This is a genomic window from Ornithinibacillus contaminans (assembly GCF_001038425.2).
GTDB classification, from domain to species: Bacteria; Bacillota; Bacilli; order Bacillales; family Amphibacillaceae; genus Ornithinibacillus; species Ornithinibacillus contaminans.
The window spans coordinates 75,335-90,200 of sequence record NZ_LDPV02000052.1; the positions used below are offsets into that span (position 1 = coordinate 75,335).

General features: G+C 38.9%; 18 protein-coding genes and 2 tRNA genes. 14 read left to right on the top strand and 6 right to left on the bottom strand.

Annotated features, from left to right (window positions below; genetic code table 11):
* Nucleotides 1-104: 104 nt before the first annotated feature.
* The 6 genes from JF53_RS15475 (at nucleotide 105) to JF53_RS15500 (ending at nucleotide 2,530) form a co-directional block, all read left to right on the top strand.
* Nucleotides 105-177: transfer RNA gene (locus JF53_RS15475), tRNA-Thr, on the top strand.
* 11 nt (nucleotides 178-188) lie between these two features.
* Nucleotides 189-278, top strand: a tRNA-Ser gene (locus JF53_RS15480).
* 220 nt (nucleotides 279-498) lie between these two features.
* Nucleotides 499-999 (top strand): GNAT family N-acetyltransferase, encoded by a 501-nt coding sequence (locus JF53_RS15485; protein WP_047979793.1) that lies wholly within the window; start codon nucleotides 499-501, stop codon nucleotides 997-999.
* Nucleotides 1,000-1,024: 25 nt separating this feature from the next.
* Nucleotides 1,025-1,504, top strand: coding sequence for a GNAT family N-acetyltransferase (locus tag JF53_RS15490; RefSeq protein ID WP_047979794.1), 480 nt, complete (start codon nucleotides 1,025-1,027; stop codon nucleotides 1,502-1,504).
* 4 nt (nucleotides 1,505-1,508) lie between these two features.
* Entirely contained in the window at nucleotides 1,509-1,931 is a 423-nt protein-coding gene (fosB, locus tag JF53_RS15495) for a metallothiol transferase FosB (RefSeq protein ID WP_047979795.1), read from the top strand.
* Nucleotides 1,932-1,966: 35 nt separating this feature from the next.
* Nucleotides 1,967-2,530 carry a DUF6241 domain-containing protein gene (locus tag JF53_RS15500; protein WP_053071828.1) on the top strand — a complete coding sequence of 188 codons (564 nt, stop codon included), beginning with the start codon at nucleotides 1,967-1,969 and terminating at the stop codon, nucleotides 2,528-2,530.
* A 68-nt stretch (nucleotides 2,531-2,598) separates the two neighbouring features.
* Here JF53_RS15500 and JF53_RS15505 read toward each other — a convergent pair whose 3' ends face one another.
* Nucleotides 2,599-3,030, bottom strand: a complete 432-nt coding sequence (locus tag JF53_RS15505; protein ID WP_053071829.1) for a DUF6376 family protein — start codon at nucleotides 3,028-3,030, stop codon at nucleotides 2,599-2,601.
* 167 nt (nucleotides 3,031-3,197) lie between these two features.
* Between JF53_RS15505 and JF53_RS15510 the strand changes: the two genes are divergently transcribed.
* Together JF53_RS15510 and JF53_RS15515 are read left to right on the top strand one after the other, a co-directional pair.
* Nucleotides 3,198-3,524, top strand: coding sequence for an ArsR/SmtB family transcription factor (locus tag JF53_RS15510; protein ID WP_053071830.1), 327 nt, complete (start codon nucleotides 3,198-3,200; stop codon nucleotides 3,522-3,524).
* Nucleotides 3,511-4,209, top strand: a complete 699-nt coding sequence (locus JF53_RS15515; RefSeq protein WP_047979797.1) for an SRPBCC domain-containing protein — start codon at nucleotides 3,511-3,513, stop codon at nucleotides 4,207-4,209. Before JF53_RS15510 ends, JF53_RS15515 begins: the two co-directional genes overlap by 14 nt.
* 67 nt (nucleotides 4,210-4,276) lie before the next feature.
* Here the strand turns inward: JF53_RS15515 and pdxK are convergent, their stop codons facing one another.
* Together pdxK and JF53_RS15525 are read right to left on the bottom strand one after the other, a co-directional pair.
* Complete coding sequence (gene pdxK / locus JF53_RS15520; RefSeq protein ID WP_407944466.1) at nucleotides 4,277-5,074, bottom strand: pyridoxine/pyridoxal/pyridoxamine kinase; 798 nt, start codon at nucleotides 5,072-5,074, stop codon at nucleotides 4,277-4,279.
* 194 nt (nucleotides 5,075-5,268) lie between these two features.
* Nucleotides 5,269-6,147 (bottom strand): manganese catalase family protein, encoded by an 879-nt coding sequence (locus JF53_RS15525; RefSeq protein WP_047979799.1) that lies wholly within the window; start codon nucleotides 6,145-6,147, stop codon nucleotides 5,269-5,271.
* A gap of 213 nt (nucleotides 6,148-6,360) precedes the next feature.
* Here JF53_RS15525 and csaA point away from each other — a divergent pair, with 213 nt between their 5' ends.
* The 6 genes from csaA to JF53_RS15555 all read left to right on the top strand — a co-directional run bounded on the left by csaA (nucleotide 6,361) and on the right by JF53_RS15555 (nucleotide 11,784).
* Nucleotides 6,361-6,690, top strand: a complete 330-nt coding sequence (gene csaA / locus JF53_RS15530) for a chaperone CsaA (RefSeq protein WP_047979800.1) — start codon at nucleotides 6,361-6,363, stop codon at nucleotides 6,688-6,690.
* A 44-nt stretch (nucleotides 6,691-6,734) separates the two neighbouring features.
* Nucleotides 6,735-7,424: a CBS domain-containing protein gene (locus tag JF53_RS15535; RefSeq protein ID WP_047979801.1), complete on the top strand. Its 690-nt coding sequence runs from the start codon at nucleotides 6,735-6,737 to the stop codon at nucleotides 7,422-7,424.
* A gap of 277 nt (nucleotides 7,425-7,701) precedes the next feature.
* The gene (locus JF53_RS15540; RefSeq protein ID WP_047979802.1) at nucleotides 7,702-9,114 is read left to right on the top strand and encodes a DHA2 family efflux MFS transporter permease subunit; all 1,413 of its coding nucleotides are present in this window, start codon (nucleotides 7,702-7,704) and stop codon (nucleotides 9,112-9,114) included.
* Between the two features lie 109 nt (nucleotides 9,115-9,223).
* On the top strand, nucleotides 9,224-10,255 hold the full coding sequence (locus JF53_RS15545) for a S66 family peptidase (RefSeq protein ID WP_047979803.1): 1,032 nt from the start codon (nucleotides 9,224-9,226) through the stop codon (nucleotides 10,253-10,255).
* Between the two features lie 67 nt (nucleotides 10,256-10,322).
* On the top strand, nucleotides 10,323-10,919 hold the full coding sequence (locus JF53_RS15550) for a short chain dehydrogenase (protein WP_047979804.1): 597 nt from the start codon (nucleotides 10,323-10,325) through the stop codon (nucleotides 10,917-10,919).
* 64 nt (nucleotides 10,920-10,983) lie between these two features.
* On the top strand, nucleotides 10,984-11,784 hold the full coding sequence (locus JF53_RS15555; RefSeq protein ID WP_047979805.1) for an HAD family hydrolase: 801 nt from the start codon (nucleotides 10,984-10,986) through the stop codon (nucleotides 11,782-11,784).
* Nucleotides 11,785-11,804: 20 nt separating this feature from the next.
* Here the strand turns inward: JF53_RS15555 and serA are convergent, their stop codons facing one another.
* The 3 genes from serA to JF53_RS15570 are packed head-to-tail and all read right to left on the bottom strand — an operon-like array spanning nucleotide 11,805 to nucleotide 14,776.
* Nucleotides 11,805-13,391, bottom strand: a complete 1,587-nt coding sequence (gene serA, locus JF53_RS15560) for a phosphoglycerate dehydrogenase (RefSeq protein ID WP_047979806.1) — start codon at nucleotides 13,389-13,391, stop codon at nucleotides 11,805-11,807.
* Nucleotides 13,381-14,553, bottom strand: a complete 1,173-nt coding sequence (locus JF53_RS15565) for a pyridoxal-phosphate-dependent aminotransferase family protein (protein WP_047979807.1) — start codon at nucleotides 14,551-14,553, stop codon at nucleotides 13,381-13,383. Before JF53_RS15565 ends, serA begins: the two co-directional genes overlap by 11 nt.
* Nucleotides 14,554-14,584: 31 nt before the next feature.
* Nucleotides 14,585-14,776: a hypothetical protein gene (locus JF53_RS15570; protein ID WP_047979808.1), complete on the bottom strand. Its 192-nt coding sequence runs from the start codon at nucleotides 14,774-14,776 to the stop codon at nucleotides 14,585-14,587.
* Nucleotides 14,777-14,866: the final 90 nt, after the last annotated feature.

The following is a 14,866-nucleotide window of genomic DNA, read 5'->3' on the forward strand; positions in this document are numbered from 1 at the left end:
AGACCCTTTGAAAATGATTAAGGGGTCTTTTTCATGAGCTATTTAGCTTGAATGAAATACGAAAAAGGCGTATTATTTCTATGTGAAATTTAGTTATCCTTTTTGCTGGTGTAGCACAGCTGGTAGTGCACTTCACTCGTAATGAAGGGGTCGGAGGTTCGAGTCCTCTCACCAGCATCCTTTTCCACGGAGAAGTACCCAAGTGGTTATAAGGGGATGCACTCGAAATGCATTAGAGGTTTGCGCCTGCGTGGGTTCGAATCCCACCTTCTCCGCCATATGTATTGTTAATAAACTATAATTAAGTGCCATATTCTTATTTTCGATAGGATAGGGCTTTTTTTGTTTTGTCTTTTGGGAAAAAGAAGGAAATCTTTCGAAAAAGACAAGAAAAATAAAGGAAAATTGCAAATTTTGTGGAATAGTTAAATAGAGTGGGTAGAATAAATAAACAGTCTTCATAACTTACTAGATTAGGATAAATTTGGGGGAATCCAAATGATTAGATTGCTAGAACCAAAAGATGCTATACAGTACTTTTTACTTCGCAAAGAGGCACTAACAGAAAATCCAGAAGCCTTTGCGACAACCTATGAGGAGCTAATGACTGGAGCAAATCCAGAAGAAGCATATAAGAAAAGCATAGAATCCGGTGAGTCGTATACTTTCGGTGCTTTTGAAGAAGAAAAATTGGTTGGCGTCGTCACGATGGTTCCTGAAAATAAGGAAAAGCTAAAGCATAAAGCAACTATAGTTGGCATGTATGTAACGCCGACTAAACGTGGAAATGGGATTGGAAAAGCGTTAATGGAAGCGGCCATTTCGAAAGCAAAGGAACTTGGTGATGTTGTGAAGCTAAACTTAACGGTAGTCTCCATTAATGATGAAGCAAAAGCGCTTTATACTAAAATAGGTTTTGAAACCTATGGCCTTGAAGAGAAAGCTTTAAAGATGAAGAATGTATATTTTGATGAAGAGTATATGACACTATTTCTTTAGGAATAGGTAGAATAGAGGGAAATAAATGAACTGGACTACAACAAATATAACGCAAAAATACGCGGTTGATATTCTGAGTTGGAAATATGATGAACCATATGATTTCTATAATAATGTATTATCTGGCGAGGCAATTCTGGAATTAACGCGTGATGCATATAGAGTAATTATTGATGCCAACCATGATGTAATCGGTTTTTATTGTACCGGGAATACAGCTCAAGTACCTGCTGGTAATCGGATTGGGGCATATCAAGATGACTGTATCGATATCGGTTTTGGGATGAGGCCGGATTTAACGGGAAAAGGGCTGGGTAAGAATTTTTTACAACTAGTCCTACAGAACATTGAACTAGAATATGATGGGTCTATTCGTTTAACCGTTGCCGATTTTAATAAGCGTGCTATACAGCTGTATAAACGATTTAACTTTCGTAAAAAGGATGAATTTTACCGAGAGGATGTAAAATTTATTACGATGCTAAGGACATCAGAAGGAAGGTAAGGGAATGAAGCTAGGAGGACTTAACCATTTACTATTTTCTGTCTCCGATTTAGAGGAGTCAATCGTGTTCTATCAACGTGTTTTTAACGCGAAATTATTAGTAAAAGGTAGGAGCACGGCATATTTTGATCTAGCTGGTTTATGGTTGGCCTTAAATGAGGAAAAGGATATTCCAAGAAATGAGATTCAGCATTCTTATACGCATATTGCCTTCACAATTGAGGAAGATGTTTTTGATGATTGGTATCAAAAGCTAATGGAGTTAAATGTAAACATTCTTTCAGGGAGAGAACGGGATATTCGCGATAAACAGTCCATTTATTTTACCGATCCAGATGGCCATAAGTTTGAGTTACATACGGGAACCCTAAGCGATAGACTAACGTATTATAAGCAGGATAAGCTACATATGGAATTTTTTGAGTAGGGTTGTACATATAGTACTTAGTGGAGGAGGTTATTATGAAAAAAGCTTTACTTATCGTAATTCTTACTGCAGTTGTATTAATGATTGGGTACGGTGGTTGGAAAGTGTATAGCTGGTTTAATGAAGAACCACAGGAAACGAGTAAGGAAGAAGTAGCAAATGCGGAACAACAAAGTAATTTAGAAGAGCAGCGAGAAATGGTACAAGGAAGTGTTACCGAAGCGGATATTGCTGCATTTAGTGAAGAGGGATTAAATCCATTTGGACATCCTGGTGATGCTACTGATTTAACCGATACGATTTATCAAGAGTATATTCACGGAATGTCACACCAAAAAGTAGAAGCGGAAGAAAAGTGGGGTTTTTATGGTATTCACCCTGAGCGGATTAATTGGTTACTAGAGAGTTTGGAAGTCGTTGAATTAGAACACGAGGACGTGTACCGGGAAATTTTGGAAAAGTGGCAGCAAGGGGATTTCTCCACGGCAGATGATGATCATAATGCAATTTGGACACTACAAGGCGGTACGGTTGGTAAAGCAACTGGTGTATTAAGTGCTGAAGAAGAACAGTCCTATATTAATAGTAGAAACAATTAAACATACTAAGATTAGTGGTAAAGTCACCCGTCGATGACCTTACCTACTAACCTTAGTATGTTTTTCTATTACTCAAATCCCAATTGTTCAATCTGGTTTTTAAAGTTTGTAATGCTTTCAATTGTTTGGTATAAATTGGTGTTTCGTAATTCGTCTAGAGCGACGTCGCCATTTTCTTGAATGGAATTAATGGTATCCAGTAGTTTTTCGTTTTGTGTAACGATATCTTGATGAAGACTGTCAGCAAGTGCTGGTACCTCAATCGTATTAAATTCCTCGATGGTTAGCTCTAATTCCGTTAACCTACCTTCTATATCTTCTATCGATGTAGCTCCTTCATTCACCAGGGTAGAGGTTTCTTCTGCAAATGTACTTAGCGTATTTAGGTATTCCGTAGTTTCAGTTGCGTAATTTATTGTGTTCTCGGTTTCTTCTAAAAATGAGCATCCAGAAAGAACTAGGATAGCGATTAACATCATGATGTAGATAATTTTCTTCATTAGTAAACTCCTTTATCATTTTTTGATTATTACTAGGATAGCATGTTATGAAGAATTCGTCTTGTGATAAAAGAATGACAAATTTTCATAAAAACAATTGACTAGTAGTAAGGGCAGTAGGTATATTATATATAACCATTTGGTTATACGAAAAGTGAGGGATGACGATGCCAGATTTCTATCGAGCATTAGGTGATCCGACGAGGCGGGGTATATTAAGCATGCTTAAAAAAGGGCATCTGACACAAAAAGAAATAGTGGAGGCTTTTCCTATCTCACAGCCTGCCATAAAGAAGCACTTAACAATTCTGTTGGAAGAGAAGTTGATAGCAGAAGAGCTAAGTGGCAAGTTTCGTCTTTACACCTTAAATCTTGATATGCTACAAACTGCCTATAACGAAATGCTTCAGTACATCGGAGATCTACTTGATGATAAACTCGTAAGTTTAAAAAACTATGTGGAAAAAGGAGAAATTCGAGATGAACAAGAGTAAGGATTCCGTAAAACGTGAAATTGTTATCAACGCACCACTTGCAAAAGTGTGGGATGCCTTAACAAAACCAGAGCATCTAAATCGTTGGTACACAAAAGAAGCTAAACTTGATTTTCGTGTTGGTGGAAAAGGGTATATGAATCATGGTTGGGGAGTTGAATCAGAAGGAATATTCTCAGAAATAGTTGACAGGAAGTATTTTGTACTACAAAGTCCTGATGGTGATTTTAAAACCATTACATCGCTACAAGAGGTTGAAAATGGGATCAAAGTAAGTATTGAATATCAAGCATCGTTCATGGATAAATTGGAAATGGCATCTAAAGAAAATATGCTATTTGGTACTGGTCAGTTTTTAGAAAATCTTAAGCTTGTATATGAAAAAGGGATAGATAATCGGAAAAATTTGTGGAGAACTTGGATTGGCATTATCCATGCGTCGAATCTTGATGGGATTGGTACAAAGGTTCTACACGTTAAAGAAGGATCTAATGCTGATATCGCAGGAATAAAAGCAGGTGATAGTATAACCGGAATTGATGGAGAAGCAGTGGATGGTTATGAGTCATTTGAACGCTTAGTAAATGAAAAAACGGTGAATTCTATTGTGTCATTAGCCATTCTTAGAGGAGGAAATAAGTTCGAAGTAAAATGTGAAGCTTGGGCCTATCCAGTTCCTTACTAATATGAAATGCTACATGAAAAAACATGGAATAGGGATTAACTACCTTATTCCATGCTATCTATTTGAATTACTTTTTATTATAAGCCCCGTGCATAACTGGACCAACATATTCATTTAGCTTCCAGCCATGTTTAATCGCTGCTGAAACGAACTTCTTCGCATTTGTTACGGCATCAACAACAGATTGTCCGTTAGCTAGATTAGCAGTAATTGCTGCTGCAAATGTACATCCGGCCCCATGGTTGTAGGTGGTATCAATCTTGTCGCTTTCTAATAGTGTGAAGTCTTTACCGTCATAGAATAAGTCGACTGCTTTTTCATGCTCAATTGCTCTTCCACCTTTAATGACAACGTTTTTAGCACCAAGTTCATGGATTTTAACAGCAGCTTCCTTCATGCCATCAATCGTTTTGATTGGACCAGAAGTTTGAGCAAGTTGCCATGCTTCAAAAAGGTTTGGTGTTGTTACAAGTGATAATGGCAGTAATACCTCACGCATCGCATCCGTATTTTCAGGTAGAAGTAATTCATCTTCCCCTTTACATACCATTACTGGATCTAGTACATATTTCTCAATAGCATGCTCCTTAATCTTTTTAGCACCAAGCTGAATAACATCAACAGTACCAAGCATACCTGACTTCATGGCATCCACACCAACAGACAGAACTGTATCCAATTGTTTTTCTACAATATCTACATCAATAGTTGTTACATTATGATTCCAACCATTTGGTTCCATGGTCACAATAGAGGTTAGCGCATTCATCCCATAAACGTTATGTTCTTGGAATGTCTTCAAATCTGCTTGAATACCTGCACCACCACTAGTATCAGAACCAGCAAGGGTTAAAGCTTTTTTCATCGTCAAGGTAAATCCCCCTTAAATTTAATTCATAGACAATTACTAGGATATAATACTTTACCGAGAAAATAAAGGATACATACTCAATGACTAGATGAATAGAAAACCCCAGCCTCAATTGTGAACTGCACCCTAATAGTTAGACCATCTAAGTATGGGAGGTGTAGTTCAGTGGAAGGTTGGGGTTATTACAATTACATGACAGGACCTTGTTGATCAAAGTGTGATTGATCTGCAGATGGCGGTATTTTTCCAGGTATTGGCGTGTTGTGAATATAGGCAGGTGCTGGGTTTAGCGTAGGCATCTCTCCCATTGGTTCGGGATTCGCGACATATTCAATCGTTGCTTGCTTATCCATACTTTCACCACTAGCCCATCTACCTTGGGCACTGTCTTCGCCTTCTGAAAAACTCATGAATTTATAGGATACCTCTTGTACTTCTAAGTTTTGTGGGAAAGTACTTGGTACAATTGGTTTCTCTGTTTGTTCTAGTTCTTCAATAGCGGCCATCCATTGGTTCTGATGCATCGTGTCGCGAGCGAGTAGGAAGGATAGCATATCACGAACACCTGGATCTGTCGTCATCTCATAGAGACGTGCTACTTGTAAGCGACCTTGTGATTCTGCATTTAGATTGGATCGAAAATCTGCTAGTAAATTACCACTCGCCACAATGTAACGTGATGTCCATGGGTAGCCTACACTATCGGTTGGGGTAGCGCCTAAGCCAGAAACAATGGCATGCTGTGGATTCATACCACCAAGAACGGCTTCCACAGCAGGATTCTGTCCTGCGACCTCTTCTTGAACGTTGGCTGGTGCACCGTCTAGTAGTTGGGCAATCATGGTCGCAATCATCTCGACATGGCCAATCTCTTCGGTACCAATGTCTAAAATCATATCCTTGTATTTTGCTTCGGCGCGACAGTTCCAGCCTTGAAATAAGTATTGCATCATGACACTTATCTCACCAAATTGCCCGCCTAATATTTCCTGGAGTTTTTTTGCGTAGACAGGATCAGGTTGAGAGGGCTTCGCCTTGTAATGTAGTGCTTTCATATGGTGAAACATACCATCACTCCTTTACTATGTTAATAAAGGTATTGTCTGTTAATAACTGGAAACTATACCTGTTTGTTTCGTATTCATGTAAAAAACTTTTACTTTCGTATAAGAGCAAGTACAATAGTAATAATAGAAGATACCAACTTTGTTCTTTCAGCCTCTATGTACGAATTTATTTTGCGCATGGGGCTATCGCTATTTTTAGGAGGGAAAATGAACATGGCAACGATTGAAGATTTTATGAAGCTTGATTTTCGCATTGGTACTGTTATAGAAGCAGAAGCATTTCCAGAAGCACGAAAACCTGCGATAAAATTAGCAATTGATTTTGGAGAATTAGGGGTGAAGCATTCATCTGCTCAAATTACGAAGCGCTATAATCCGGAAGTGCTAATTGGTAGACAGGTTGTAGCGGTTGTTAATTTCCCACCGCGAAGGATTGCCGGATTTAAATCAGAAGTGTTAGTTCTTGGCGGTATGCCAGGGGAGGACGATGTCGTTCTATTAGCACCAGATGAACAAGTAGAAAATGGCACTAAAATATCCTAATACTTTCAACGCTAGGTTTACATATTAAAGGAGATTGTTGTTTTATGCTGAAAAACTCAGAACGATTTATTACCGCTTTTAATCGGATTGATAAGGCATTGGATTCTGAATTGAATCAGAGTAGGGGAATTGGTTTTTCAAAAGCAGTGCGTATTTTAGCGAAGTATAACGCGGTAGTGAATCGATATAAGGAAGACTTGTTGGAATATGCGGAGTTACGAAATGCTATCGTACATAATCGGATGGACACAATCCATGTTATTGCGGAACCACATGACTCTGTTGTAGCACATATGGAGAAAATTGAACAAGCTATTACCGAGCCAAAGCGCGTTATTCCAATGTTTTCAAAAGAGGTCTATTCCTTTGCTAGTAAGGATACATTATCGGATTTATTAGACGTGATTTATCGGGAAGGATATTCTAAGTTTCCAGTGTATAATCACGACGTATTTATTGGATTAGTAACAGAAAGCGGTATTACAAAATGGCTGGCAGAACATAAGCAAACAAGCATTAGTGAAGTTACCATTGAAGAGATTATTCCTTATCAGAAGGAGTCTAATTATCAATTCGTTGCGAAAACTACGACAGTCTATCAGGTGGTCGATTTATTTAAGGAACACATTAGCAAAGGGAATCGTCTCGATGCACTTCTTATTTCTGAAACAGGTGAAAAACAGGAGCCTTTGTTAGGAATTATAACTGCTTGGGATATTATGGGAATCGAGTGAACGGAATAATCGTAAAAGAAGTTTGAGCGAGGGTTAGTTACTATCGCTTGAACTTTATTTTTTTTATAAATATGGGAACGAATTAACATAACGTTCTCCTATTGGAGGAGACAGTATCTAGTTTTAATGGTTATTGGAATTATTCAGGTATGTTATATTGGAAACTTGTTGAATTGATAGTATTTGGTTGGAAATGTCATTTCAATCATTAGGTGACATAAAATATAGTTGTTGTGGTATCAATAAGTATGAGATAAACAGAGAAAGAAGGAGTACTATGGATAGAAGTCTAGCGGAGCAACAAACAGAGCCAATCCGTAAAGTCCCACTAATCATCGTGTTATTATCTGGGGCTTTTCTAGCGATTCTAAATCAAACCCTTTTAGCTACTGCATTACCAGTGATTAAGGATGATTTGCAAATAAACGATAATACCGTGCAATGGTTACAATCAATTTTTATGCTGGTGAATGGGATCATGATTCCGATTACCGCATTTTTAATCGAGAGGTTTACAACAAGAGGATTATTTATGACGGCCATGGGGTCATTTGCTTTAGGAACAATTGTCTGTGCAATTGCCCCTGAATTTTATACGTTGCTATTGGGACGAGTTCTCCAAGCAGCAGGTGCTGGAATCATGATGCCATTAATGCAAACCATCATGTTCTTAATCTTCCCTAAGGAAAAAAGGGGTACGGCAATGGGGCTATTCGGATTAATTATTTCCTTTGCCCCAGCAATAGGACCTACTTTATCAGGATATTTACTAGAGCATTATCCGTGGAGAAGTTTATTCTATGTTGTCTCACCAATTGCTATTATTGATGTAATTGTTGCGTATTTTATCTTGAAAAATGTTACGAAACAAACATTTCCAAAGGTGGATATCCTATCGATTGTCCTGTCCTCATTAGGATTCGGTGGGTTACTATATGCATTTAGTACAGCTGGAAATGCAGGCTGGACTAGCTGGCAAGTGATTTTGACCATGTTACTTGGAGCGGTGACTCTGCTTTGGTTTATCTTACGACAGTTGAAATTAGAAAAGCCTATCTTAGAGTTTCGTATTTTTAAAAATCCTGTTTTTACAATGACGACGGTATTAGGAATGGTAGTATTCTTAGCAATGATCGGTGGAGCCGTTATTCTGCCATTATTAATGCAAGATATGCTTGGATTTAGTCCGTTTGAATCTGGCTTAGCGTTGTTACCGGGTGCGATCGTCATGGGAATAATGAACCCGATAACAGGTCGGTTATTCGATAAATATGGTGCGAAATGGTTATCTATTATAGGATTGTTAATACTTACGGTAAGTACGTTTTTCCTAACGGTTCTGACACCAGAGACGACCTTCACATATATTGCAACAGTCCATACATTCCGAATGTTAGGAATTGCAATGGTGATGATGCCTGTTACAACAGCAGGATTGAATCAACTATCACCACAACTGCTTCCACATGGTACGGCAATGAATAATACCTTACGTCAGGTGGCTGGAGCTATCGGTACGGCTATGCTGGTTACAGTAATGACGACGACCGCTATCCCAAAAGAAGGCTTGAGTGGCTATATTCATGGGGTAGACATGGCATTTGCGGTGGCAGGAATCATTGCTGCGGTAGGGTTAGTGATTACTTTCTTCACAAAGTATGATCAAACGAGTGTCGCGAAAGAAAATTAATACCTCAATTCTTCATCGAAGCACTGGAATATTTTATTCCGGTGCTTTTTTGCAGGAATTAAGCAGGTGAAAATAGAATAATTAATGTAGAAGATTTTGGGGGGATAATATGTTAATTAAACCACAGCATTTACAGCCGGGTGACAAAGTAGCAACAATTAGCTTGTCTTGGGGTGGAGCAGGCGATAAGGAATTACGCTGGCGATATGAACAGGGTGTTAGACGTATGGAGGAGATTTTTGGTCTTGAAGTAGTTCCAATGCCGAATAGCTTAAAAGGAACTGATTATTTATATAATCATCCAGAGGCTCGTGCAGAGGATCTTATGACAGCTTTTCAGGATAAGGATATTAAAGCTATTTTTTCTACCATTGGAGGAGACGATAGTATTCGGCTGTTACCCTATATTGACTATGAAGTGATTCGTAATAATCCCAAAATATTCATGGGCTTTTCGGATACGACGATAGCACATTATATTTGTTATAAGGCAGGTGTATCCTCCTTTTATGGTCCAGCAGTTTTAACCGATTTTGCTGAGAATGTGGAAATGCATGCCTACACGATTGATATGATAAACCGTATCCTTTTTTCTACGAATCAGATTGGTGAAATAAAAGCAGCGCCGGAATGGACTAGTGAATTTATACCCTGGGATGAGGGAAATAAAAATCGGAAACGCAAATTTTTACCGAATGCCGGTTATGAAGTGATTCAAGGAAAAGGGATAACCCAAGGGCGTCTGATAGGTGGGTGTATGGAAGTAATGGAGTTTATGAAAGGCACAACACTTTGGCCATCGCTGCAATCCTTTCAAAACAGTATCCTTTTCTTTGAAACCTCGGAAGAAACACCAGATCCTAGTTTCATTCGATATTGGCTGCGAAATTATGGCGCACAAGGTATATTGAACGTCGTAAATGGAATTATCTTTGCAAAGCCTTTGGACGAAAAATATTATGAAGAATATAAAGTCGAAATTAGAACGGTTTTAAAAGAATATGGTTTAGAAGAACTACCTGTTTTATATAATCTCAATTTTGGCCATACCGAACCGAAATTTATTTTGCCATATGGTGCAGTTGCAGAAATGGATTGTGAGAAGCGAACATTTTCTATAATCGACAATGGAGTGGAATAGTTTCCAAACTGTAAGACATATTTATTAGGTATGGGACTAAATTAAAATCCAAAAAGGAGATTTGCCGATGAGGATTTTGGTTGTAGGGGCAAGTGGAACAATCGGAAGTAAAATATGCAACGTATTGGCTAATCATGAGATTATACGAGCAGGGCGAAATGGGATAGATGTTTCCGTAGATACAACGGTAGAGCAGAGTATCAAAGAGATGTATGAAAAAGTTGGTAAAGTGGATGCTGTGGTTAATGCTTCGGGTGGGGCGAACTTTGTTTCGGTAGCTGAATTAACGCCAGAATTAAATGAACGCGGTATTCAAAGTAAGTTAAAAGGCCAAATAAACTTAGTCTTACTTGGGTTGAATTACGTCAATGACGGTGGTAGCTTCACCCTCACAACTGGAGTCATGATGGATGATCCGATTCCATTAGGGGCATCTGCAGCAATGGCAAATGGTGGCGTGAAATCCTTTGTCAAAGCTGCATCTATAGAAATGCCCAGAGGTATTCGAATCAATAGTGTAAGTCCCAATGCTGTTTTGGAATCATGGGGCAGGTTGGAGAAGTTCTTCGCTGGTTTCACACCTGTTCCGGTTAACCGTGTTGCCCTTGCATATAAGAAGAGTGTGGAAGGGGCACAAACTGGACAAAATTATGAAGTGTACTAAAGAACAAGGCTAACCCGGAGCTTTTGGTTAGCCTGTTATTATGTGCTTAAGAAAGGAGAATAGCATGTTAAAAGCGATTATGTTTGACCTTGATGATACGTTAATACATGACAAAAAGAGTATCAAGAAAGCATTCGAGGAAACTTGTAAAATTGCTGCTATCAAATACGATATCGAAGCAGTGTTTTTTGAAGAAAAGGTGCGTGAATGTGCTAAAGCTCTTTATTCTTCTTATGACGTGTACCCATTTACAAAACGGATTGGGATTAATCCATTTGAAGGATTATGGGGAACGTTTGATGACGACGGAGAGGACTTTCAAAAACTCAGGGAAATTGCGCCATTATATCAAAGAAGTGTGTGGGCAAATGGGCTACAGGCAGTTGGGATTGAAGATAAGGAATTAGCGATAGAGCTAGCCACGGCATTTTCCGCATTTCGGAAACAGTTCTCCTATGTTTTTGATGACACCTATTCTGTTCTCGACCAGTTAAAAGGAGATTACTCTCTTGTGTTGTTAACGAATGGTGCACCATCCTTACAGCGTGCGAAGCTAGGCTTAACATCAGAATTAGCAGGATATTTTGATGAAATTATTGTTTCCGGTGATTTCGGGATAGGGAAGCCTGATTCAACCATTTTCCAGTATGTATTAGATAGAGTAGCTGTTACGAAAGATGAAGTCATCATGGTTGGCGATAACTTAAATACAGATATCCTGGGTGCTAATCGTGTTGGGATTAAGAGTGTGTGGGTTAACCGTAATCAGAAAGTCACTACTGATATACAGCCTACTTTTCACATTGAAAAGCTAAAGGAATTAATTGGGATTCTCAATAAGTTAGGAGAGGTGGACGCTGTTTAACGTGACTACCTCTCCATTTTTTAAAGATCTATCGCTCTTACGTGATGGATTTCTTCTAGTGTGACAAGTTCACGTAACACATCTTTTTCTACATGTTTATCGACTTTTAAAAGCATTATCGCATCTCCACCAATATCTAAGCGGTCTACCTGCATGGTTGCGATATTGACATGATGTTTCGCTAGTAAACTGCCCATTTTGCCGATGACTCCAGGCTGGTCGGTGTGGTGGATGACGATGATGTGTCCCTGTGGATCTACGTCAACACTGTATTGATCAACCGAAACGATGCGAGGGCCAAGGCCGTCTAATAACGTACCTGAAACACTTCTTGTGGCAGACTTTGTTTTCATCTCCACCGTAATAAGATTCGAGAATCCTTTCTTCGTTGAAGTTTTACGCTCATGTATATGAATCCCCCGTTTATCAGCGAGATATAAGGCGTTAATCTCATTGACATGTGTTCCGAGATGACGTGCGAGCATCCCTTTGATTATTTTTCTGCTTATTGGAGATACTTCATTTTTGATCATATTTCCGGCATATTCTATCGAAACATCCTCGACTGTTTCATCGGTTAAATAAATGAGAAATTCACCTAGCTTTTCCGCTAACGAAAAATATGGTTCTACTTTGCGAATTCGTTCTTTATCGAGGGAAGGTAGGTTGACGGGATTACGTACTAGTTCCCCATTTATAAACCGTAGGATGTCTTGGCTAACATCGATGGCTACATTTTCTTGAGCTTCAATCGTGCTTGCACCTAGATGAGGGGTTGCTATAACTTCAGGAAGCTCTAGCAGGCGATGATTTAAAAATGGTTCCTCTTCGAACACATCAAGTGCTGCACCTGCAACAGTTTTGTTCTTAATGGCATCAAATAATGCATCTTCATCAATAATACCACCTCGGGCACAGTTAATGATTTGCACACCAGCTTTCATTTTTTTGAAGGCATTTCGATTTAGTAGGTGCTTCGTTTCGTTCAATAATGGTATGTGAACGGTAATAAAGTCTGATTTTCGCAATACGTCCTCTAAACTTCCATATTCAATCCCCATTTTCGCCGCTTTTTCCTTGGTTAAATAAGGATCATAGGCAAGAATATTCATACGCTGACCGCTAGCGCGATAGGCAACCTCTGTACCGATTCGTCCGAGACCAATTATGCCAAGGGTTTTATTTTTTACTTCAACCCCAATGTAACGCTTTCTGTCCCATTGCTTATTCTTTAATGCATGATAAGCCTGTGGTATTTTTCGTGATAAGGCCATTAGCATGGCCATTGTATGCTCGGCAGCGGAATTAGTATTTCCGTTGGGGGCATTCACGACGATGATTCCTTTTTCAGTTGCTGCAGCTACATCGATATTATCTACACCGACTCCTGCACGTCCGATGATTTTTAGATTCGTTGCCTTTTCGATGACTTCTCTCGTAACGTGTGTCTGGCTGCGGACGATTAAAGCTTGAAATGAAGGGATGATGTCTTGTAATTGATCGCGTGATAAATTTGTCTGTTCTACGATATGAATGTCAGATGCTTCCCGTAATGGTTTAATTCCTTCATCGTTCAGTGAATCTGCTATTAATATGTTAAATGTCATCTTCATCCCCCTGGAAATATTTTAAATAGACTTGTTGTGCTGCTTTTGTTCCGCTACCTAATGCTATGTTCTGTCCCATTTTACGTAGTCCTAGCTCGATACAAGAGATAATCTGGAGGATATCTGCTGGATGACAATAACCCATATGTCCGATTCGGAATATTTTCCCTTTGAGTTTGTTTTGCCCCCCAGCTACTACAAGACCGAATTCCTTTTTTAAGATATGACGAAGCATATCTGGTTGAAAGCTGGTTGGTTTAATGGCTGTCACAGTAGGAGAAGCATCGGCATCATTCGTTAGCAAGGGTATCCTTAATGAACGAAAAGCTGCTCTAGTCATATCCTTCATTAGTTGGTGTCTAGAATAGATAGAAGGGAGTCCTTCCTTTTCTATTAAATGCAATGATTGTTCCAGTCCGTATAGTAGGGAGATGGCTGGTGTAAATGGTGTGGAATCCTGTTGAAGGGAATCGTGATATTTTCGTAAGTCAAAATAAAATCGGTGCTGTTTAATTCGTGCTATTCTTTGCCAAGCTTTTGGACTTGCGGCAATAAAAGAGAGTCCTGGTGGGAGCATAAGTGCTTTTTGTGATCCAGTAATTAATACATCAATTCCCCATTCGTCCATCTTCGTTTCCACAGCGCCAACACATGATACACCGTCGACTATTAATAAGGCATCAGATACCTTTTTTATTTCTTGGGCTAATTCTTGGATGGGATTTAAAACACCAGTTGATGTTTCACAATACGTTGCAAAAACAGCTGTTATGGAAGGATTTTCTGCGAGGTAATCTCTAATTTTTTTCGTGTTTAATGCGTTTCCCCATTTAGTTTCATATCGGTGGACAGCTATATGATTGGCTTCACATATTTTTGCGAAGCGATCTCCAAATGTTCCGGTAACTAAAACTAGAACTTCTTCTTTCGCTTCAACTGTATTGACAACAGCAGCCTCTAGTGCGGCTGTACCACTACCAGCGATTATGAAGACATCTAGTTCTGTTCCAAAGATAGCTTTTAATGGTGATTGGATTCTAGTTAGTAAATCCTTTGTTTCCTGGTCACGGTGCCCAATCATTGGTTGAAGCATGGCTCGCTGTACACTTGGCGGGACTGGGGTAGGACCAGGAATGCGAAGCAACTGATAGTCTTCTAACATGAAATCGGCTCCTTTCAAATGTTAAAAAACATCAGGGTTTCCCTAATGTTTTGTCTGTAGTATCTCGGCGTTTTCTTTTTCGAATGAATTTTTTTGTATGATTGGTCTGTTGTTTCTCATCTGTTGTTTGATTATGAAACGCTATTCGATTGGATAAGTAATATAAGCCTTCTTCAAGAACGATTAATGCAATTATGATAACGATAATCCAAAACAACAACATGCGAAGGTCCTCCTGCATTTTAAGATACGTCTATGTATAGTGTACCAAAAGTTCCGAGAGAAGTTGATAAATTTTAGATTTTTCTTTAAA